19 protein-coding genes and 1 pseudogene are annotated in these 20059 nt (G+C 57.9%); 9 read left to right on the forward strand and 11 right to left on the reverse strand.

Going from position 1 to position 20059, the window contains the following annotated elements:
- Nucleotides 1-26: 26 nt before the first annotated feature.
- The gene (locus tag EH206_RS09380; protein ID WP_009112535.1) at nt 27-1121 is read right to left on the reverse strand and encodes an ABC transporter ATP-binding protein; all 1095 of its coding nucleotides are present in this window, start codon (nt 1119-1121) and stop codon (nt 27-29) included.
- Between the two features lie 190 nt (nt 1122-1311).
- Nucleotides 1312-2805: a MocR-like pyridoxine biosynthesis transcription factor PdxR gene (gene pdxR / locus EH206_RS09385; protein ID WP_009112536.1), complete on the reverse strand. Its 1494-nt coding sequence runs from the start codon at nt 2803-2805 to the stop codon at nt 1312-1314.
- Between the two features lie 152 nt (nt 2806-2957).
- Here pdxR and EH206_RS09390 point away from each other — a divergent pair, with 152 nt between their 5' ends.
- The 9 genes and pseudogenes from EH206_RS09390 (at nt 2958) to EH206_RS09435 (ending at nt 12675) form a co-directional block, all read left to right on the forward strand.
- On the forward strand, nt 2958-4223 hold the full coding sequence (locus tag EH206_RS09390) for a 4-aminobutyrate--2-oxoglutarate transaminase (RefSeq protein ID WP_040343795.1): 1266 nt from the start codon (nt 2958-2960) through the stop codon (nt 4221-4223).
- Between the two features lie 10 nt (nt 4224-4233).
- A complete protein-coding gene (locus EH206_RS09395) occupies nt 4234-5688 on the forward strand; it encodes an NAD-dependent succinate-semialdehyde dehydrogenase (RefSeq protein WP_009112538.1) in 1455 nt (484 codons plus the stop codon).
- Between the two features lie 319 nt (nt 5689-6007).
- The gene (locus tag EH206_RS09400; RefSeq protein WP_009112539.1) at nt 6008-7036 is read left to right on the forward strand and encodes an ABC transporter substrate-binding protein; all 1029 of its coding nucleotides are present in this window, start codon (nt 6008-6010) and stop codon (nt 7034-7036) included.
- A gap of 33 nt (nt 7037-7069) precedes the next feature.
- Entirely contained in the window at nt 7070-8341 is a 1272-nt protein-coding gene (locus EH206_RS09405; RefSeq protein WP_009112540.1) for an ABC transporter permease, read from the forward strand.
- Between the two features lie 18 nt (nt 8342-8359).
- Complete coding sequence (locus EH206_RS09410) at nt 8360-9178, forward strand: ABC transporter permease (protein WP_009112541.1); 819 nt, start codon at nt 8360-8362, stop codon at nt 9176-9178.
- Between the two features lie 397 nt (nt 9179-9575).
- Nucleotides 9576-9841: pseudogene (locus EH206_RS09420) on the forward strand (SDR family NAD(P)-dependent oxidoreductase); the annotation flags it as partial.
- 83 nt (nt 9842-9924) lie between these two features.
- Nucleotides 9925-11049 carry a phosphotransferase gene (locus EH206_RS09425; protein WP_009112544.1) on the forward strand — a complete coding sequence of 375 codons (1125 nt, stop codon included), beginning with the start codon at nt 9925-9927 and terminating at the stop codon, nt 11047-11049.
- Nucleotides 11046-12347 (forward strand): aspartate aminotransferase family protein, encoded by a 1302-nt coding sequence (locus EH206_RS09430; protein ID WP_009112545.1) that lies wholly within the window; start codon nt 11046-11048, stop codon nt 12345-12347. The genes EH206_RS09425 and EH206_RS09430 overlap by 4 nt, the downstream gene beginning before the upstream one ends.
- Nucleotides 12348-12432: 85 nt before the next feature.
- Complete coding sequence (locus EH206_RS09435) at nt 12433-12675, forward strand: hypothetical protein (RefSeq protein ID WP_232216580.1); 243 nt, start codon at nt 12433-12435, stop codon at nt 12673-12675.
- A gap of 126 nt (nt 12676-12801) precedes the next feature.
- On the opposite strand, the gene sctU is transcribed toward EH206_RS09435, so the two are convergent.
- From sctU to EH206_RS09480, 9 genes are read right to left on the reverse strand one after another with little or no spacing between them, the layout of a single operon-like run.
- The gene (sctU, locus tag EH206_RS09440) at nt 12802-13881 is read right to left on the reverse strand and encodes a type III secretion system export apparatus subunit SctU (protein ID WP_009112546.1); all 1080 of its coding nucleotides are present in this window, start codon (nt 13879-13881) and stop codon (nt 12802-12804) included.
- Between the two features lie 13 nt (nt 13882-13894).
- The gene (gene sctT / locus EH206_RS09445) at nt 13895-14695 is read right to left on the reverse strand and encodes a type III secretion system export apparatus subunit SctT (RefSeq protein ID WP_009112547.1); all 801 of its coding nucleotides are present in this window, start codon (nt 14693-14695) and stop codon (nt 13895-13897) included.
- Between the two features lie 6 nt (nt 14696-14701).
- Entirely contained in the window at nt 14702-14962 is a 261-nt protein-coding gene (gene sctS, locus EH206_RS09450; protein WP_009112548.1) for a type III secretion system export apparatus subunit SctS, read from the reverse strand.
- A gap of 7 nt (nt 14963-14969) precedes the next feature.
- Nucleotides 14970-15623, reverse strand: a complete 654-nt coding sequence (sctR, locus tag EH206_RS09455) for a type III secretion system export apparatus subunit SctR (protein ID WP_009112549.1) — start codon at nt 15621-15623, stop codon at nt 14970-14972.
- Nucleotides 15620-16825, reverse strand: a complete 1206-nt coding sequence (sctQ, locus tag EH206_RS09460) for a type III secretion system cytoplasmic ring protein SctQ (protein WP_009112550.1) — start codon at nt 16823-16825, stop codon at nt 15620-15622. Before sctQ ends, sctR begins: the two co-directional genes overlap by 4 nt.
- A complete protein-coding gene (locus EH206_RS09465; protein ID WP_009112551.1) occupies nt 16822-17343 on the reverse strand; it encodes a type III secretion system HrpP C-terminal domain-containing protein in 522 nt (173 codons plus the stop codon). Before EH206_RS09465 ends, sctQ begins: the two co-directional genes overlap by 4 nt.
- Nucleotides 17340-17777 carry a hypothetical protein gene (locus EH206_RS09470; protein WP_009112552.1) on the reverse strand — a complete coding sequence of 146 codons (438 nt, stop codon included), beginning with the start codon at nt 17775-17777 and terminating at the stop codon, nt 17340-17342. The genes EH206_RS09465 and EH206_RS09470 overlap by 4 nt, the downstream gene beginning before the upstream one ends.
- Nucleotides 17767-19134 (reverse strand): type III secretion system ATPase SctN, encoded by a 1368-nt coding sequence (sctN, locus tag EH206_RS09475; protein ID WP_009112553.1) that lies wholly within the window; start codon nt 19132-19134, stop codon nt 17767-17769. Before sctN ends, EH206_RS09470 begins: the two co-directional genes overlap by 11 nt.
- On the reverse strand, nt 19134-20051 hold the full coding sequence (locus EH206_RS09480) for an FHA domain-containing protein (RefSeq protein WP_009112554.1): 918 nt from the start codon (nt 20049-20051) through the stop codon (nt 19134-19136). Before EH206_RS09480 ends, sctN begins: the two co-directional genes overlap by 1 nt.
- Nucleotides 20052-20059 lie beyond the last annotated feature (8 nt).

The following is a 20059-nucleotide window of genomic DNA, read 5'->3' on the forward strand; positions in this document are numbered from 1 at the left end:
CCCGTCGGCCGGCAGCCTGTTTTCGATTAATGCGTGGTGATCACATCCAGCGCGCGCAGGTGTTCCGGGTGCCAGGACAGGGCCACTTCCGAACCCGGTTTCCACTGCGGCTGGACTTCACTGGCGGGCAGCTTCACCATAAACTGCGGCTGGCCGGCCACCTCCGTCATCATGCGCACATGATCGCCCAGATAAATAAACTGTTGGATCCGCGCTTTGACCTGCTGGACGCCGGCGGCGGGATTTTCCACATTGATGCGGATGCGTTCCGGTCGGATACAGAGCGCGATTTTTCTGCCCGGCGAACTGGGGCGTACCTTGAGCGCCTGCAACTGCGTACCGTCATCCAGCGTGGCGCGGTAGAAGTTCCCTTCCGCGCCGGCCTGGGTGGCGATCAGGGTATTGTTTTCGCCGATAAACTGCGCCACAAAGGTGTTTTGCGGTTTTTCATAAATATCGTTGGGATTATCCATCTGTTGAATAATGCCGTCGTTAAATACCGCTACGCGATTGGACATGGTCATCGCCTCGCTCTGATCGTGGGTGACATAGACGACGGTCAGCTCCAGCGCCTCGTGCAGTTCTTTGATCTCCAACTGCATATGTTCGCGCAACTGTTTATCCAATGCCCCCAGCGGTTCATCCATCAGCACCAGCTTGGGTTCAAAAACCAACGCCCGCGCCAGCGCCACGCGCTGCTGTTGCCCGCCGGACATTTGGGCCGGATAGCGATCGGCCAGGTTGGTCAGCTTGACGCGATCCAGCACGCGGTCGACCTTTTCCTTAATGTCCACCCGGCTCAGGCGGCGGATGGAGAGCGGAAACGCCAGGTTTTCGGCCACGGTCATATGAGGAAACAGCGCATAGTTCTGAAATACCATCCCGATGCCGCGCTGGTGCGGCGGCAGGTGATGCAGCGGGGTATCGCGCAGCAGGATTTCGCCCTGCGTCGGAGTTTCGAACCCGGCCAGCATCATCAGGCTGGTGGTTTTTCCTGAACCGGAAGGACCGAGCAGGGTAAGAAACTCGCCTTCCTGGATATCCAGATTGAGGTTTTTTACCACCAGGCGATCGCCATCGTAGGTTTTCTGGATGTTTTTGAAGCTGACATAGGTACTCATCATTAATTCCATTATCTCGCGGTGACGTGTCTTATTCTCCTTCTATGCATAAATCATGCCTGTTTAACTAAAATCGAGCGTAACAAGGCGCTTGAAACCGCCGCCTAAAAAAGCAAGCGGGCGTATTGCCCCATTATGGGGAGAGGTGCGGCCGGGCAGGCACCATAATGGAGCGTAAAAATCGCCGGCGTCAGGCGGGAAAATCGCCGGTTTTCCGCCCCCGGATACTTTCGGCGATAACGGCGAAGGCCTGCGCCATTTTACTCTCTTCCACGCAGGCATAACCCAGCAGTAATCCGCGCTGAGTGGTCGGCCGCAGATAGTAGCTGGAAAGCGGTTTGACCATCACCCCGCGTCGCAGGATGCGGGCGCTCAGTAGCACATCATCGACGTCGGCCGGGAGCTTAAGCAACATATGCAGCCCGGCGTTGCTGTTGTCGCCGATGTACTCCGCCCCCAACTGTTGTTCGATCAGTTCGGTCAGCATGGCGCGCCGTCTGGCATAGAGCAGCCGCATACGGCGGATATGGGCGGCGTAGTGCCCTTCGCGGATAAACTGGCCGAGCGTGGCCTGGGTCAGCCAGTGGCCGCCGCGATAGAGCTCGGCATGGGCGATTTTCAACTCCCGCGCCAACTGCGGCGGCAGCACCATATAGCTGACGCGCAGCCCCGGATAGAGCGTTTTGCTGAAGGTGCCGATGTAAATCACCGGCGACTGGGTTTGCAGCCCTTGCAGCGCGGGGATTGGGTTGCCGGAGAAACGGAATTCGCTGTCATAGTCGTCTTCCACCACCCAGCAACCCTGTTCCTGCGCCAACGCCAGCAGACGCTGGCGCCGCGCCAGACTCATCACCGCGCCCAACGGATACTGATGAGACGGCGTCACGCAGATAAGCCGCGGTATCGACTGGGCTGCAACGGCGTCCGGCGGCGCCATTCCCTGTTCATCCACCTCGATGGGAACCACCCGCAGCCCGTTAATGGTCAACAGGTTGCGCGTTCCCCAATAGCAGGGATCTTCAATCCAGGCGACGTCGCCTGGATTACAGAGCATTTTCGCCAGCAAATCCATCGCCTGGTGGGTGCCTTCGGTGATCAGGATCTGCTCCGGCGCGCACTCCACCGAGCGCGCCATGCGCAGGTAGTCCACCAGCGCCAGTTGCAGTTCCGCACAGCCGCCGATGGGGGAATAAGAGAGCTGTTCGGGTTTGACCCGGCGGCTTAGCCGGGTTTGTATTCTGCGCCATAGATCGTGGGGAAAACCGGCGATATCGGGAATGCCGGGCATAAAGGCTCCCCACTGGCGGGCGGAGGCGCCGGCATAGCCCAGCAGTTGTCCCCCGCGGCGGGAGAACTCCTGCGCCGGCGGCCGGGACAGGTTCTCGCTTTCATCGCGCACCGGGGGCATATTGCCGTCCGGCAGTTGATGCGTGACGAAAGTACCGCTGCCGGTGCGCGCTTCAATAAAACCTTCCGCCAGCAGCTGTTCATAGGCCGCCAGCACGGTATTGCGCGACAGCGACAGCTCGCCGGCCAGATCGCGCGAAGAGGGCAGCCGGCGGCCGGCGGCAAGGGCGCCGTCGAGGATAGCCAGCCGGATAGTGTCGTACAGACGCTTGTTCAGCGTGCCTTCCCGATGATTGTTCAAACGCTGGAGCAGCAGGTCGGTTAATAGCGAGCGCAAAAGTGGATCCCTTAAATATTAAAAACTGGCTCTGGATTATAGAACCATCCGGCGCATAAATAGCAACAGAAAAGATGTGGGCCGCGGCGTACATCACGACCGAAACGAGGTCGTCAATGAATGTGGGCGTGTTTTCAGAATCGGAGCAGAAAATGAGTAATAAAGAATTAAATCAACGTCGTCTGGCCGCCACCCCCCGTGGCGTGGGTGTGATGTGCGATTTCTATGCCGCCCGCGCGGAAAATGCCACGCTGTGGGACGTTGAAGACCGTGAGTTTATCGACTTCGCCGCCGGGATCGCCGTGCTGAATACCGGCCACCGCCACCCGAAAATCCTGGCGGCGGTGCGCGAACAGCTGGAGCGCTTTACCCACACCGCTTATCAGATTGTGCCTTACGGCAGCTACGTTACGCTGGCCGAGCGAATCAATGCGCTGGCGCCCATCGACGGGCCGGCGAAAACCACCTTTTTCACCACCGGCGCCGAAGCGGTGGAAAACGCGGTGAAAATCGCCCGCGCCTACACCAAACGCCCCGGCGTGATCGCCTTTGGCGCCGCCTTCCACGGCCGCACGCTGTTAACCCTGACGCTGACCGGGAAAGTGGCGCCGTATTCCACCGGTTTCGGTCCGTTCCCCGGCTCCATCTTCCATGCGCTCTATCCCAACGCGCAGCAGGGCATCAGCGTTGAACAATCGCTGGAAAGCATCGATCGTCTGCTGCATACCGATATCGCCGCCGATCAGGTGGCGGCCATTCTGCTGGAGCCGATTCAGGGAGAAGGCGGCTTTAACATTGCGCCGCCGGAATTTATCAGCGCCTTGCGCAAGCTGTGCGACCAGCACGGCATTCTGCTGATCGCCGATGAGGTGCAAACCGGTTTCGCCCGCACCGGCAAGCTGTTTGCCATGGAATACTATACTGAACAGGCCGACCTGATCACCATGGCGAAAAGCCTGGGCGGCGGCTTTCCCATCTCCGGCGTGGTCGGCCGCGCCGAGGTGATGGACGCGCCTGCGCCCGGCGGTCTGGGGGGCACCTATGCCGGCAATCCGCTGGCGGTGGCGTCCGCGCTGGCGGTGCTGGATGTGATCGACGAAGAGAAACTGTGTCAGCGGGCACAGCGCCTGGGAGCGGCGCTGGTGGAAACGCTGGAAAACGCGAAGCCGCGCTGTCCGGCGCTGGCTGCCATTCGCGCTCAGGGTTCGATGGTGGCGGCGGAATTTAACGATCCGCAGACCGGTAAACCCTCGGCGGACATCACCCGGCGCTTCCAGCAGGAAGCGTTGCAGCAGGGGCTGCTGCTGCTGACCTGCGGCGTGCACGGCAACGTGATTCGTTTCCTGCATCCGCTGACCATTCCCGACGATCAGTTCAGCAAGGCGCTGACTATTATCACTCGTGTGCTTACGAAGTAAAAGGAATGCTATGCAACTGAAACAAAAAGTATTATTTCGCCAGCGCTGTCTGATTGACGGTGAATGGCACGACAGCCAGAACGGCGAAAAACTGAACGTCACCAATCCGGCCAACGGCGAGGTGCTGGGTACGGTGCCGCTGGTGACGGCGTCACAAACGACGCAGGCGATCGCCGCCGCCGAACGGGCGCTGACGGGCTGGCGCCGGCGTACCGGGAAAGAGCGTGCGGCCGCATTGCAGGGCTGGTCGCGCCTGATTATGGAAAATCAGGACGATCTGGCGGCCTTGCTCACCGCCGAACAGGGCAAACCGCTGGCGGAAGCGCGCGGTGAAATCGCCTATGCCGCGTCGTTTATCGACTGGTTCGCCGAGGAGGCCAAACGGGTTGAGGGCAGCGTGCTGCAATCGCCCCAGGGCCAGCAGCGGCTGCTGGTTATCAAGCAGCCGATCGGCGTTTGCGCGGCGATCACGCCGTGGAACTTCCCGGCGGCGATGATCACCCGCAAAGCAGCGCCCGCGCTGGCGGCCGGCTGCACCATGATTGTCAAACCGGCGGAGCATACGCCGTTCACCGCGCTGGCGCTGGCGGAGCTGGCGCAGCAGGCCGGGATCCCGCGCGGCGTGCTGCAGGTGATCACCGGCGATGCGCAGTCGGTGGGGAAAATTCTGTGCGACAGCCCGGTGGTGCGCAAACTGAGCTTTACCGGTTCGACGGAAGTCGGGCGCATTTTAATGGCGCAGAGCGCGCCGACGGTGAAAAAACTGTCGCTGGAACTGGGCGGCAACGCGCCCTTTATCGTGTTTGACGACGCCGATCCGGATCAGGCGGTAAAAGGCATTCTGGCGTCTAAATTCCGCAACAGCGGTCAAACCTGCGTCTGCGCCAACCGGATTTATGTGCAAAAAGGCATTTATCCGCTGCTGGTGGAGAAGCTGGTCGCCGAGGTGAAAAAACTCAAGGTGGGAGACGGCAGCCAACCCGGCGTAACGCAAGGTCCGCTGATTGACGCGGATGCGGTCGACAAAGTGCAGCAACATATTGCCGATGCGCTGGCGCACGGCGCCTCGCTGCTGCTGGGCGGAGAGCCCCATGAGCTGGGGGGAACCTTCTTTACCCCGACGATCGTCGGGGGGGTGACCCGCGAGATGCGTTTCGCCCGCGAGGAAACGTTCGGCCCGGTGGCGCCGCTGTTTCAGTTCAGCGACGAGGCGGAGGCCGTCGCGCTGGCCAACGATACCGAGTTCGGTCTGGCGGCCTATGTCTACACCCGTGACGCGGTGCGCCAATGGACGGTTCCCGAAGCGCTGGATTACGGTATGGTCGGTATTAATACCGGTCTGATCTCCAATGAAGTCGCGCCGTTCGGCGGGGTTAAGCAGTCGGGTCTGGGGCGCGAGGGATCGCGTTTCGGCATCGAAGAGTATCTGGAAATGAAGTACCTCTGCGTCGATATTTCCCGGTAGTTTTGTCGACAAAAGCATGGGGGAAACGGGTGCGCCTGGGAGGTTGACGCACCCGTTTGGCTATCGCTCCATGCGCCTGAATGGTGCAGCCGATTTGCCGGCGCGCACCACTAAAAGGCAGCGCTGGCAAAAGAAAAAAGTATGCCTTCGGCGGGCTACCTCTTACCGCCCGTATCCGACCCTTCTTGCCGGCTTCTGTGCCGAAAATTCATGAATTTCGCCGAAATGGCATGTTTTATGCTTAATTATGACACATGACGCATCGTTGCCTGATGCGGACTGCTTTTTTACGTTGACTACACACTCCAGGAGCCAAGCTATGTTGAAGAAAATTGCCGTATCCGCGTTTCTCGTCGCAATGGCCTGTCAGGCGCAGGCGGAATCCATCACCGTGATCTCCTTTGGCGGCACCAATAAGGACGCACAGGACAAAGCATTTTACAAACCCTTTGCCGCAGCGGGCAAAGGTACGGTTCAGGCCGGCGAGTATAACGGCGAAATGGCGCGCATCCGCGCCATGGTGGAGACCGGCCAGATTGGCTGGGACGTGGTGGAAGTCGAAGGGCCGGAATTGCTGCGCGGCTGCAACGAAGGACTGTTTGAACCGCTGGACTGGAAAAAGCTGGGGGATGAGTCCCAGTTCGTCAAAGGTTCGGTGTCGGAATGCGGTGCCGGGATTTTCCTGTGGTCGACCGTGCTGACCTATAACGCGCAAAAACTGCAGCAGGCGCCAAAAAACTGGGCGGATTTCTGGGACGTGGAAAACTACCCTGGGAAACGCGCGCTGCGCAAAAGCGCCAAGTTCACGCTGGAAATCGCCCTGCTGGCGGATGGGGTAAAACGCGAAGACCTGTATAAAGAGCTGGCGACGCCGGCCGGCGTCGACCGCGCGTTCAAGAAGCTGGATCAACTTAAATCCAATATCCAGTGGTGGGAATCGGGCGCGCAGCCTTTGCAATGGCTGGTTTCCGGCGATGTGGTGATGAGCTCAGCCTACAACGGTCGGGTTGCCTCGGCGCAAAAAGAGGGCCATGACTTCCGCATTATCTGGGCCGACAGCATTTACGATCTGGATAGCTGGGCGATTGTCAAAGGCACTAAAAACAAAGCGCTGGCCGAGGAGTTTATCGCTTTTGCCAACCTGCCGGAAAACCAGAAAGTCTTTGCTGAGAATATTCCTTACGGTCCGACCAATATCAAAGCCACCGGCCTGATTGCCCCTGAGCTTGCCAGTAATCTGCCCACTGACCCGAAAAACCTGGCGCAGTCGCTGCAGGTTGACACCGAATTCTGGATCGATCACGGCGAAGAGCTGGAGCAACGCTTTAACTCATGGGCCGCGCAATAACAAGAACACGTCATAAAAATGGAGATAAAGCCTATGACCCAGAGCGAAATGGCGGCCGTCGTGCCGCCATCCGGCGAGAAAGAAGGGCATGCCGAACTGAAACAACAGCTGCGACAGGCGCAGGCGGTTTATAAAAAGCGCTCCCTGTTGCTGATTGCGCCGCTGTTTCTGTTTATCGTGGTGAGTTTTCTCTTCCCCATCGCGTCGATTCTGGGCAAAAGCGTCGCCAATCCGGAACTGCGGGAAAATATGCCGGCCACCATAGCCGCGATGCAGCCATGGTCCGGCGACGTGGTGCCGGATGAGGCGGTATTTCAGGCGGTGGTCAGCGACCTGCGCGCCGCCCGCGGCGGCGGGAAAGTCGCGGCGATAAGCAAACGGCTGGGCTATGAAGGCGCGGAATACCGCACGCTGATTACCCGCACGCTGCGAAATCTGCCGGCCGAGGGCAGCGCAGATATCCGCGCTCAGCTGATCGGCGAGCAGCCGTTGTGGGGCGAGCTATCCACCTGGCAGACGCTGGAGCGCGCCTCGCGGCCGTTTACCAGCTATTACCTGCTGGCGGTATTCGACCACAAAGTGGATGCCAAAACGCAGGAAATCGTCCCACAGCCCGCCGATCAGGCGCTGTATGTCGGCGTGCTATTCAGAACGCTGCTGATGGCCGCGGTGGTGACGCTGCTGTGCGTCGGTCTGGGATATCCCCTGGCGTACTGGCTGGCGAAACAGCCGTCCAACCGCGCCAACCTGCTGCTGATCCTGGTGCTGCTGCCTTTCTGGACGTCGTTGATCGTGCGCACCGCCAGTTGGATTGTGCTGCTGCAGTCCGGCGGGTTGATTAACCGCACGCTGATTAATTTCGGCATCATCGATCAGCCTTTAGTGCTGGTGTTCAACCGCATCGGGGTTTACATCTCCATGACGCATATCTTGCTGCCGTTTTTTATCCTGCCGCTGTACGCGGTGATGAAAGGCATTTCGCCCAATTACGTGCGTGCGGCGATATCGCTGGGGGCGCATCCGTTTATCGCCTTCTGGCGGGTATATGTGCCGCAGACGTACGCCGGCGTCACCGCGGGGGCGCTGCTGGTCTTTATGATGGCGATCGGCTACTACATTACGCCGGCGCTGCTGGGGGGGCCAAGCGACCAGATGCTGAGCTACTTCGTCGCTTTCTTCACCAATACCACCATGAACTGGGGTATGGCGGCGGCATTAGGGACGCAACTGCTGGTCATCGTGACGCTGCTGTATGTGGTTTATATCCGCGTGACAAAAACCAACGCTGAAATCGCGGCGCATTAATCTCCAGGGGAAACAAAGATGAGACAACAGGGTGAAATAACTCTCCGCTTGTGGAATACGCTGTTTAATTTTTACGGCGCGGCCATGCTGCTGTTTCTGATCGTGCCGGTACTGGTGATCGTGCCGCTTTCATTTAACGCCGGCTCCTTTCTGAGCTATCCGCTGAGCGGCTTTTCGCTGCGCTGGTATCATGAGTTCTTCAACTCCAACGCATGGCTGGGGGCGCTGGGCAACAGCCTGCTGATAGCCCCTCTGGCCACTCTGCTGGCGACGGTGCTGGGCGTGCTGGCGTCGGTCGGGCTGGTGCGCGGCGAGTTTCGCGGTAAATCGCTGGTGATGGCGGTGCTGATTTCGCCGATGATCGCGCCGGTAGTGATTGTGGCCGTGGGGATGTTTTTCTTCTTCGCCAAGCTCTCTTTGCTCAACAGCTATATCGGTCTGGTGCTGGCGCATGCCATGCTAGGGGTGCCGTTCGTGGTGATTACCGTCACCGCGGTGCTCAAGAACTACGACCAGAATCTCTCGCGGGCCGCCGCCAGCCTGGGAGCGCCGCCGCTGCTGGTGTTTCGCAAGGTGACCTTTCCGCTGATTGCGCCCGGCGTTTTTTCCGGGGCGCTGTTTGCTTTCGCCACCTCCTTTGACGAGGTCATCGTCACGCTGTTTCTCGCCAGCCCACGCCAACGGACGCTACCGTTGCAGATGTTTGCCGGCATCCGCGAAAACCTCGACCCGACGATAGCCGCCGCGGCGTCCATGATGGTGGGAACCGCGCTTATCCTGCTAATTGTGATGGAGATTTTACGCCGCCGTTCGGAGCGGTTAAGAAGCGGGGGTTAAGGTAGGTAATCAAACGGTAAAATGTAATCATGTGAAAATGTTTCGTGCGCGTTGATATCGTATTTCTCCCTTTGCATGGGAGAGCGCACGACCAAGGGCGGCTCAGTTGCCGTCGCCCTTGGAACCCTGGTTTTTTGGCGGTTCATGATGCCGCTACGCGGTGCCTTCAGAGATAACGTTTTCCTGACGGACCGCCAGTGACGCGTTCCCGACGCGGCACTGGCTTTCGCAGCATCCATGCTGCTCATCCTGAAAAACGTTTTCTCTTTAGCATCATTTTACGCCATGAGAAAAGACCGGTTTCGCTGAATATTTTTTCAGCTTTTTTTAAAATCTAATTTATGATGCATCAAACACCATTTCGATGTGTCGTGTACAAAGGCTCAGGAGGTTCGGTATGACAGCGCAAAAAACACTACTGCTGACCGGTGCGAGCCGGGGAATCGGGCATGCCACCGTTAAGCATTTCCACGCGGCGGGGTGGCGGATTTTTACCGCGTCGCGCCAGAACTGGGCGGAAGAGTGCCCGTGGGCAGAGAAGCTGCTCAATCATATTCATCTTGATTTGGAAGATATCGACAGCCTGCAACAGGCGCTGCCGCTGATTAAGGAAAAGCTGGGCGGTTGGATGCGTTGGTCGATAACGCGGGAATTTCGCCTAAACTCGATTGCAGGCTCGCGCGTTCACCCCTTTGCCGGTGCCTCTTATGTCAACGGCGCGGAAATTCACGTTAACGGAGGGCAGCATGTCTAACGGACGACTCAGCGCACTTTTTCCTTCATTCCCACACATGGCGTCCAATCAGCCAGTTTTTGTCGAGGCTTCACCGCACGGCGATGAGTTAATGACGCAGGCCGTACCGCAGGTTTCTTGCCAGCAGGCGTTGGCTATTGCGCAGCAGGAATATGGATTGACAGGGCAGATGATGCTGCTTCAGGGCGAGCGCGATGTGAATTTCTGTCTGACGGTTACGCCAGATGAACGCTACATGTTGAAAGTTATCAATGCAGCAGAGCCCGCTGACGTCAGCGATTTCCAAACCGCTCTGCTGCTGCATCTTGCCCGTCAGGCACCTGAATTACCCGTTCCACGTATCCGGATGACAAAAGAGGGGCAGGCGGAAATAGGCGTTGAGGTTTATGGCGAGCGGCTGCGTGTGCGGCTGGTGAGCTATCTGGCTGGGATGCCGCAATATCTGACGTCGCCTTCAACAGCGCTGATGCCGCAATTAGGGAGCTCGCTGGCGCAGTTGGATAACGCGCTTCACAGTTTTACGCATCCGGCGGCAAAGCGTTCGCTGTTGTGGGATATCAGCCGGGCAGAGCAGGTACGTCCTTATCTCGATTTCGTACCTGAACCGCAGCAGTATCAGCATCTTCAGCGTGTTTTTGACCGCTATGACAGCAACGTTGCTCCACAGCTGACGACGCTACGTCATCAGGTCATCCATAACGATCTGAATCCGCATAATGTGCTGGTAGATGGTGCGTCGCCGACGCAGGTTACCGGCATTATCGATTTTGGCGATGCCGTATTCGCGCCGTTGATCTGTGAAGTAGCGACGGCGCTGGCGTACCAGATTGGTGATGGGACGGATCTACTGGAACATGTTGTGCCGTTTGTTGCCGCCTATCACCAGCGTATTCCGCTAGCGCCGGAGGAGATCTCACTGCTGCCAGATCTGATAGCGACGCGCATGGCGCTGACCCTGACCATTGCACAGTGGCGTGCATCGCGCTACCCCGAAAATCGGGAGTATCTGCTACGCAATGTGCCGCGCTGTTGGCACAGCTTGCAGCGCATCGCGACCTATTCCCATGCGCAGTTTGTAACTCGCTTACAGCAGGTTTGCCCGGAGGATGTACGATGAATCAGAGAATCACTTCTGAAATGACAGTGACAGAAGATTTGCTGGCGCGCCGACAGCGGGTGCTGGGCAGCGGGTATCGCCTGTTTTATGAAGAGCCGCTGCACGTCGCGCGTGGCGAGGGCGTGTGGCTGTTCGATCATCAGGGGAAACGCTATCTGGATGTTTACAATAATGTGGCCTCGGTCGGGCATTGCCACCCCACGGTGGTTGAGGCAATGGCGCGACAGAGTGCACAGCTCAATACTCATACGCGTTATCTGCATCATGCGATTGTCGACTTTGCGGAAGATCTGCTGAGCGAATTTCCTGCCGAATTGAATAACGTGATGCTGACCTGTACCGGCAGTGAGGCGAACGATCTGGCGTTGCGCATAGCCCGACATGCCACGGGTGGGGCGGGTATTTTGGTGACGCGCTGGGCGTATCACGGCGTGACCAGCGCGCTGGCGGAGCTGTCGCCGTCGCTAGGGGATGGGGTCACGCGAGGCAACCATGTGAAGCTGATCGACGCGCCGGATACCTATCGTCAGCCCGGTGCATTTCTTACCAGCATTCGTGAAGCGTTGGCGCAGATGCAACGGGAAGGCATTCGTCCTGCCGCGCTGCTGGTGGATACGATTTTTTCCAGCGATGGGGTGTTCTGCGCACCGGAAGGCGAAATGGTGCAGGCGGCAGCGCTGATCCGTCAAGCGGGTGGGCTGTTTATTGCGGATGAAGTTCAGCCGGGGTTCGGGCGCACAGGGGAGTCGCTATGGGGCTTTGCGCGGCACGGTATCGTCCCGGATCTGGTGAGTTTAGGGAAACCGATGGGCAACGGACATCCTATCGCCGGATTGGTTGGCCGTTCCGCGCTATTCGAGGTATTTGGACGAGATGTCCGCTATTTCAATACCTTTGGCGGCAATCCGGTTTCCTGTCAGGCGGCACATGCAGTGCTACGGGTGATAAGGGAAGAGCAGTTACAGCAGAATGCCCAGCGGGTGGGCCATTATCTGCGGCGAGGGTTGCAGCAACTGGCGCAGGATTTTCCGTTGATTGGTGATATTCGAGCTTATGGTTTGTTTATAGGCGTAGAGCTGGTCAGCGATCGTGAAACTAAATCCCCGGCAAGTGAGTCGGCATTACAGGTGGTGAATGCCATGCGCCAACGCGGTGTGCTGATTAGCGCAACTGGGCCAGCGGCGAATGTGCTGAAAATTCGTCCGCCGCTGGTGTTTCAGGAACAACATGCTGATGTGTTTTTAACTACGCTGAGCGATGTGCTGGCGCTAATCAGAGCCCGCACGCGGGAGTCATAACGTGCGCGGGCGCCGTGAAAAAATAAGGATGTGAGTTAGATACGAAATGCCGCAACGGCATGGCTAAGCTCACCTGCACGTTCCGGTGAGCACGCCGTGGGCGGTCACCGCCTGTAGCTTCTACTCCGTGATGTATAAATGCTTACGGGAACCGATGCGCCTGAAGCCGCTGAACATCAAGCTGCTTGACCAGCGTTCGCTTCAGATCCAAACGCTGTCAGGCAAAGCGCATGCGCCACAGCAGCAGGCTTTTCTTGATTTCATGATGGCGGAACTGCGCCAGGGGGAGGCGTATTACCTGAGTCAGGTGGCTACCGATGTGGTTTGATACTGTTCATTGCTGTCGCTGATTAGGAGAAACACGGTGATGAGGTTTCCGTAGGGATGCCTCACCCTGTGGTCGCTCTGGATATCTCGATATTTCAGCGAGCGATTTTACGTTTTTGTTTCGCTTTCACTCCATCTCGATAATGTCGCGTTTTTGCTCGTCTTCTAACTGGCGCAGGACGCGATACACCTGCGCGACGGCCTGAAGCGTTTCGCGCGGAATATAATGGCCTTCCGGCGTGGTGCGATACAGCGTGCGGGTCAGCCAGATGAAGCGAATCACTGGGATATCCGCTTTTTTCGCCTGAGCGATGAGCTCCCGCGCCGTGCTGTTTTCACCTTTAAACAAAATACGCGGCAGTGGGGTTTTGCCAGGACGATAGTAAAGCCCTACTGCATAGTGCGTCGGGTTGACCAGCAGCATATCGGCATCTTCCACTTTCGGCTTGGGGCGCGGCGCGGCGGGTTCGTTTACCAGTTCGTGCGCCAGCGATTTACGGTGGCCTTTCATGTGCGGATCGCCTTCGGAATCTTTGTGCTCATTGCGTAAATCCTCATGGCTCATGCGCTGCTGCTTGAGGAAAAAGTATTTTTGCAGGCCGAAATCCAGTGCGGAAAGGACCAACAGTGCCGTCAGCGTGGTGCGGGCAATGCGCGTTAACAGGGCTTTAACCCCTTGCCAGAAGCCATGTAGATCGCCATAGGCTAATTCAACCAGCGCCTCCAGCTCCGGCACCACCACTTTATAAAAGACTGTACCAATCACCACCGCCTTCACAATATTGGTTAGCATCTCCACCAGTTTGCGCATGGAGAACATCTGCTTGAATTGGTTGATCGGGTTCAGACGATTGAGATCGAGCTTCAGCGCTTCGGGTGCAAACAGCGGGCCATACTGGAGCCACCCGCCCGCCACGCGCAGTAGCACGGCTATCGCGGCGGCGAGCAGACAGAGCGTGCCCGCCATCACGGCGGCGTCGTGAAACACCTCTTTCGCCACCTGCGCAAACGGGGCATCCAGCCGTTGCAGCGGCAGTTGTACCAGCGTTTGCAGTTTGCCCATCGTGCTGTCTGCCAGCGCCAGTACACACTCCAGCAGGCCGACGCAGATCAGCAGTTTGGGCACATCCTGACTTTGTCCGACTTCCCCTTTGCGGCGCGCATCTTCCAACTTTTTCTCGGTGGGTTTTTCCGTTTTCTCACTCATCAGCTTCGCCTTATTAGCTGTTCGATACGGTAAAAAGCAGCGGCAGCAGGTGTTTGAGGTCCGGTAAACCCTGAAGTTTATGGTCGCCCAGGTATTGCAACACCGGCAGATAGATGATGAAAAACGCCATTCCGACCAGACACTTGGCCGGAATCGAAAGGACGAACACCTGAAGCTGCGGGCTATACAGGCTGAGTAACGCAATGCTGAACTCCAACAGCAACAGTAGCGCCACTAGCGGCCCGGCGTACACCACCAGATGAGTGAAGGTATCGCCCAGCAGGTTGAGGTAGACCTCAAACCCTTTTTCGCTCGGTGCAGGCAGCCAGGACAACACCGGCCAGATCTGGTAGCTGTCCCAAATCAGCTGTGTCAGCCCTTTCAGGCCGATACCGATAATCAGCAGCAGAATAAGGGTTTGTTTCAGCAAATGACCGAGCGGTGTGGCATCCGAGCCCAGTGCTGGGTTGAGCTGGCCGCCCATCAGTGCACCGCGCTGGTTATCGAACAGGGCACCGACGGATTCAAACAGCCAGAACGGCATTGCCAGAATCAACGCGATAAGTAGCCCGACAATTATCTCTTTCAGCAACAGGCCGGGTAACATCGGCCAGGACAACGGCGTCAACAGGAGCTGCTGCTGCACGATGGGGGCAGGCAACAGCGTCAGGGAAATCACCACGGCGTTGCGCGTCATGCCTTTTAGCACATTGAGTGAAAAAACCGGCACCAGAATAAAGCAGGGATACAGCCGGGCGATGCCGAGCGTAATGGCGATGATAAAGTCATAAACGTGCTGAATGGTGGCGATCATGCGGATTTATACCCCAGTCTGCGCAATCATGTTAAACGCGGTAATAGCCAACTGCATCAGCTCTACGCCAATCCAGCGTCCGCAAAGCGCCAATGTCAGCCCGACAGAGATCAGTTTGACGGCAAAAGGTAGCGTCTGGTCCTGCAATTGCATCACCGCCTGTAGTAACGAAATCAGGACGCCGACGATCACCGCGACCAGTAGCGGCGGCGCGGAGAGCAGCACGACCATCACCATGGCCTGACGGAAAAGCGTGATTATTTCCATCATTGCCTCACAGGTAGCTGTAGAACAGGCCGTCCAGCAGACGCGTCCAGCCATTGACCAGTACGAACAGCAGCAGCTTTAACGGCAGCGAAAGCGTCATTGGCGCGACCATCTGCATCCCCAGCGCCAGCAGCACGTTTGAGACGATGAGGTCGATGACGATAAACGGGATATAGATCAGGAAGCCGATTTTGAACCCAGCCTGTAATTCTGAGAGCACGAAAGCCGGAATCACCAGCAGCAGGTTTTGCGTATTCACCTTTTCGGATAACGATGCAGGCCACATTCGCAGGCTGTTTTCATGCAAATGGGTGAGGATATCCGGGTCAACATTACGAGACATAAAGGTTTGCAGCGGTTCCAGCCCGTAGGTCACACTAGCTTGAAGCGAGGTGATGTCGGTCATATCCAGCGGCTTTTCCTGCACACGCTTGGTGATGTCCTGAAATACCGGTGCCATCACAAACAGTGTTGCCGCGAGCGCAATGCCGTACAGCGCCATATTGGGCGGCACTTGCTGCACCCCGATGGCGTTGCGGGTAATCAACAGCACAATTGCAATCTTCAGAAAGCAGGTACACACAATCATCATCAGCGGAATCAGAGAGAGTGCGCCCAGAAAGAGCGCAAACATCAACGGATCGAACGCGCCGGAGGTCATGGTGCCAGCTCCTGTTCGGCACTGTTTTCCTCATCCGATCTCGGCAATATGGGCGTCGACGCGGAAAAATCCTGGGTAATCTGTAGCCCAAGACGGCCTTCCACATCGACCAGATCGCCGCTCGCCAGTGCGATATCGCCGTGATACAGCCAGGCTTGCCCCGGCACCACGTCGCGCAGTGTCAGTACGCTACCGTTGGCAAGGTGTTGCAATTCTGTCAGTGTCATCGTCACGCTGCCGCAGCGAATGTGTAAGGTGATTGGCAGCGGCGGTAAGTTTTCGGTGACGTTGTCACTCGCTGGCGTGAATTCAAGCGCTGACGCATCTGAGTGGGGAGCGGCTAGCATCGTGTCGGTAGCGGACGGGGGCATTGAGACAGTCTCCATGTCGGTAACAGTAAAGGTGTAGGGGGCGTGTTCTGTAAGTTGCAGTGTGCCGCGTAGGCGCAGCGTACTGGATGACAGTGTTCCCTCGCCGGATGGGGTAAACCACTGACGGTTAGGGAGGACAATGTCGCCAGTCTGGAGCTGTTGTAGCGCGGTAAACGGCAATACAACGTCAGCCAACGTGAGTGGCATCGCGATAGCCATTTCCGCCGGTAACGCACGGTGCTGACGCTGCCAGTCAGCAAGAGAAAATAGCTTCAGCCAGACGGCATCAACGGCCCGCATCCGGCTGCGCACGACAATTCCGTTCCAGCTCACATTGAGCCAGGCGCAGAGTACGGAATCATTGCCGTGCCGCTGTGCTGCAACAGGTTCTTTCAGATCGCATTCTTTCTGCGCTTTTTCTTTCATAGAAAGGCCCAGCGGATAAATTTCCCCGAAGAGCGTCCGTAGTACGGGATTGAGCGACTGGTTGTAGAGCGTCCAGTACCACTCTTGTGCCGCGCCATCGTCTTCTGCTGTGACGGGCAACAGCGGACAGTCCGACAACAGGCTGAGTACAGGAAACGGGTTGGTCAGCGAGACATGGCCGATATCGCTCCGCCAGCCGCTTGCCTGTGAGGGGGATAATTCTTCCGTCAATTCGCTTTCATTCACCCGTTGAAGATGCAAGCGGCCAGCAAGCCCTTCGCGAATAAACGGCAGCGATAGCCCGGTGGCCAACGCCGATCGGATACGGGCCTGCTGCATGCGCATTGTCGGCAGCACCAGCGGTCTGACTTGCGGTGAATTGATGTAGGGTGAATTCAGGTTCATCGCTCATACTCTCTGGCATCAAAACGCAGGTTTATCGGGCAGTCCAGCGCGCTGGTTATCGAGCGACGGCAGGCTTCACGCCGGTCTTTTAGCTGGTGGTAGCTTTCCCGGCTGAAACGTAGCGAGATGTCCCAACCGCGTGGCGCCAGGTTGGCAAAACGGGCATCGATATCGCCCAACTGCGGCAGTTGCAGGCTGAAGGCAAACGGTGGGGCGCAGATGTTGTCCATCGCCTCAATCAGCTCGCATTGCAGCGGTAGCCATTGTGACGGCGTCAAGTTTTGTGGGCTATCCGTTGTCTCGTTATGCAGCGACAGCGGAGCGTTGATGGCGTTGCCCGGTGGTAAGACGACTGGCGCTTCCTGATAAAATGCGTTTTCGAAGCCGTCCGAAAACGTGAATGCTTCCCAGAAATCTGGATGGTGCTGATCGTCTGATCGTGAGGATTTGCCATGCAGCGCGGCCTGTGAGTTCTGCGTTGCCTTGGATTCGGATGACGCAATCTGGCGGTTATTCATACGTGCTCCTGAGGTAACGTAAGCAGATATTCCAGTTTCTCCACTGCTTTTTGGCATTGGCGGGTCGCGTTTCGGGCGTCAGCAACCTGATGCAACTGGTCGTGGTGCTGCTGCTGAGAGGCCTGTACCTGCTGCGTTTCTGTCTCTATTTCACGGAGTAAACGCTGTTCGACGGCAAGGTGATTTTTCAGGTTTTCCAGCGTTTGGCGTTGTCCCTGCGTTTCTCGGGCAAACTGGTCGCGCTGCGTTTGGCTGGCCTGTCGCAGTACCTCGGCCTGCTGCTGGTGATGGCGTTGCTGCTCCACAATCCTAATAAGCTGCTGTTCTTCCTGCCGCTGCTGACGCTCGCTACGGCTTAGGCGCTGGCGGCGTATCGGCATCAACAGGTTCAACACGCTTTGTAACTCTACATCGCGTTCGGTGTTATGGGGCATAGCGGCTGACTCCGGCGAGCTGTTGTTGAATCGCGCCATATGGCATCGGCTCGCGCATCGACTGACGCAGAAACTGCGTGATCTCTGAATGCGCGTTGACTGCCGAGTCGGTTAGCTCGTCATGGCCTGGTTGGTATTCGCCCAGACGGATCAGCATTTCAACCTGTTTGTAGGCCGCCATCAGACGCCTTACGCCGCCCGCGTTGCGGGTGTGATCGGTGTCCACAACGTTGCTCATGGTGCGGCTCAGGCTGGCTAGCACGTCAATAGCCGGATAATGGCCCTGTTCCGCCAGACGTCGTGCGAGCACAATGTGTCCGTCGATTAGCGAACGCACTTCGTCGGCGACCGGATCGTTCATGGAGTCCTGTTCGATCAAAACGGAGTAGAGCGCAGTAATTGCCCCATCTTCCGTTTGTCCGGCACGCTCAACCAGCCGCGGCAACAGCGTATAGACCGACGGCGGCAGCCCGCCACGTCCTTGCGGTTCCCCGAGCGCGAGGCCGATTTCGCGCTGTGCGCGGGCGAAACGCGTCAGGGAATCAATAATCAGCAGCACCTGACGGCCTTCAGCACGGTAAGCCTCGGCGATGGCAGTAGCGGTGAAGGCCGCGCGGGCGCGTTCCATGCTGCTGCGGTCGGAGGTAGAGCACACCAGCACGGTGCGGCTGCGCAATTCGTCGTCCAGTTCATGATCGAGAAACTCGCGCAGCTCGCGACCACGTTCGCCAATCAGTCCGAAAACGATGGCATCACATGGCGTATTACGTGCCAGTTCTGCCAGCAACGTGGTTTTGCCGCACCCTGCACCAGCGAAAATACCGACACGCTGCCCCTGACCAATGGTCAGCAGGCCATCGACGGCACGTAATCCTGTTGGGAGCGGCTGGCTGATGCGCGGTCGGGAGGTCGGCGGCGGGGCATCGCCCAGCACGGGCTGGGTGCGGCCCGTGACATGGCCCGGTTCGACAAAAGCACTCTCGCCGCCGTCTTCCAATGCCCGGCCAAATCCGTCCAGCACGCTGCCCAGCAGACGTTCCGACACCTGAATGCGGTGCGGCTGATACAACGGTGTCACGGCTGCACCTTGGGCGATGCCGTCCAACGCCCCGAGCGCGGAGAGAAAGGTATTGTCCGGGCTGAACCCTACGACTTCGGCCATCATCTGGCTGTCGTCCTGGCGGGCAACCCAGCACAGATCGCCAATACGCGCCTGAGGCAGACTGCACTCCAGCAAAATACCGCTGACGGCCATAACGCGGCCTTTTTTCTCCACGGGGGCATAGTTCGCCAGATGCTGACGCTGTCGGTCGACCCACTGGTCGAGCAGCGGAAAAGAAGAAAGTTGTGTCTGCATTACCAGTTCACCGTTATCTGTTGTCTGCCGCTGAATTCAATCTGGTGCTCATCAATTCTCACCAGACGCAGGTTGTCGATCTCATCGCCGATAAAAAAACGCTGACCATCCGCCGTAACGACATTGGCGCGTGGCCCGCTGGTCACCTGAACGATCTGAAACGGCAGTTGCTCCGTTTTCATCTGCGTGCGGTTATCAACGGATAACGCGGTTCTATAACGTTGGTGGAGTTGGGCGAGCATCCGTTCCAGCTTTTTTTGATCGTCCGGCGTTAATTGCCCAGTGAGCGTGAGGCGATCTTGATAAGCCGCCACTTTCACTGCTGCGCCTAGCTCCCGTTCTTGCAACATAATGCGCAGCGTGCTTTCCAACTGCGGCAGCGTGCTGAGCGGCTTGCGGGTATCCTGCGGTGGCGGAGCGGCCGGCATCGCAACGCTCTCCTGTAGCTGCCAACTGCCGACCATCACCAGCAATAACGCCCCAAGCAGTAGGTAGCTGGCTTTGGCCCATAGCGGCAGGCGTGGCGCGGGTGTTGGTTTAGGAACCGGCGTGTCGTCGATAGGCATATCCGCAGGGGGAACGTTCTCTTCCGTAGCCGGAGGGGCTTCGTTGTCGTCAGGCCAGGGTGTATCGGCCACTACAATGCAGAGCCAAATCTGTCCCAGCGCAAACGGCGTGCCGGGCGGTAGAGCGTCAATCTGCTCGACGGTATGGCCTTCCGCATTACACAACGCGCCATCCTGTGCGCTAAGCGACCAGCCGTCAGCGGTTTTCTCCAACTGGCCGTGATAAGGCGTAATGCCGGGATCGTAGAGCACGAGATCGGCATCATCGGCCGCACCGATGCGCCAGGCGTTTCCGCAGAGCGGCAGCGCCGCACCGCGATGTAAACCAGTCAGCACGCGTAATTCAAACATGGTGTCTT

The sequence above is a fragment of the Brenneria nigrifluens DSM 30175 = ATCC 13028 genome, assembly GCF_005484965.1.
Taxonomy (GTDB): domain Bacteria; phylum Pseudomonadota; class Gammaproteobacteria; order Enterobacterales; family Enterobacteriaceae; genus Brenneria; species Brenneria nigrifluens.

Excerpts from the sequence above, each read along its gene's own strand:
- EH206_RS09380 (WP_009112535.1), bottom strand. The coding sequence starts at position 1,121 with ATGAGTACCTATGTCAGCTTCAAAAACATCCAGAAAACCTACGATGGC.
- EH206_RS09390 (WP_040343795.1), top strand. The coding sequence starts at position 2,958 with ATGAGTAATAAAGAATTAAATCAACGTCGTCTGGCCGCCACCCCCCGT.
- EH206_RS09395 (WP_009112538.1), top strand. The coding sequence starts at position 4,234 with ATGCAACTGAAACAAAAAGTATTATTTCGCCAGCGCTGTCTGATTGAC.
- EH206_RS09400 (WP_009112539.1), top strand. The coding sequence starts at position 6,008 with ATGTTGAAGAAAATTGCCGTATCCGCGTTTCTCGTCGCAATGGCCTGT.
- EH206_RS09405 (WP_009112540.1), top strand. The coding sequence starts at position 7,070 with ATGACCCAGAGCGAAATGGCGGCCGTCGTGCCGCCATCCGGCGAGAAA.
- EH206_RS09410 (WP_009112541.1), top strand. The coding sequence starts at position 8,360 with ATGAGACAACAGGGTGAAATAACTCTCCGCTTGTGGAATACGCTGTTT.
- EH206_RS09425 (WP_009112544.1), top strand. The coding sequence starts at position 9,925 with ATGTCTAACGGACGACTCAGCGCACTTTTTCCTTCATTCCCACACATG.
- EH206_RS09430 (WP_009112545.1), top strand. The coding sequence starts at position 11,046 with ATGAATCAGAGAATCACTTCTGAAATGACAGTGACAGAAGATTTGCTG.
- sctU (WP_009112546.1), bottom strand. The coding sequence starts at position 13,881 with ATGAGTGAGAAAACGGAAAAACCCACCGAGAAAAAGTTGGAAGATGCG.
- sctT (WP_009112547.1), bottom strand. The coding sequence starts at position 14,695 with ATGATCGCCACCATTCAGCACGTTTATGACTTTATCATCGCCATTACG.
- sctS (WP_009112548.1), bottom strand. The coding sequence starts at position 14,962 with ATGGAAATAATCACGCTTTTCCGTCAGGCCATGGTGATGGTCGTGCTG.
- sctR (WP_009112549.1), bottom strand. The coding sequence starts at position 15,623 with ATGACCTCCGGCGCGTTCGATCCGTTGATGTTTGCGCTCTTTCTGGGC.
- sctQ (WP_009112550.1), bottom strand. The coding sequence starts at position 16,825 with ATGAACCTGAATTCACCCTACATCAATTCACCGCAAGTCAGACCGCTG.
- EH206_RS09465 (WP_009112551.1), bottom strand. The coding sequence starts at position 17,343 with ATGAATAACCGCCAGATTGCGTCATCCGAATCCAAGGCAACGCAGAAC.
- EH206_RS09470 (WP_009112552.1), bottom strand. The coding sequence starts at position 17,777 with ATGCCCCATAACACCGAACGCGATGTAGAGTTACAAAGCGTGTTGAAC.
- sctN (WP_009112553.1), bottom strand. The coding sequence starts at position 19,134 with ATGCAGACACAACTTTCTTCTTTTCCGCTGCTCGACCAGTGGGTCGAC.
- EH206_RS09480 (WP_009112554.1), bottom strand. The coding sequence starts at position 20,051 with ATGTTTGAATTACGCGTGCTGACTGGTTTACATCGCGGTGCGGCGCTG.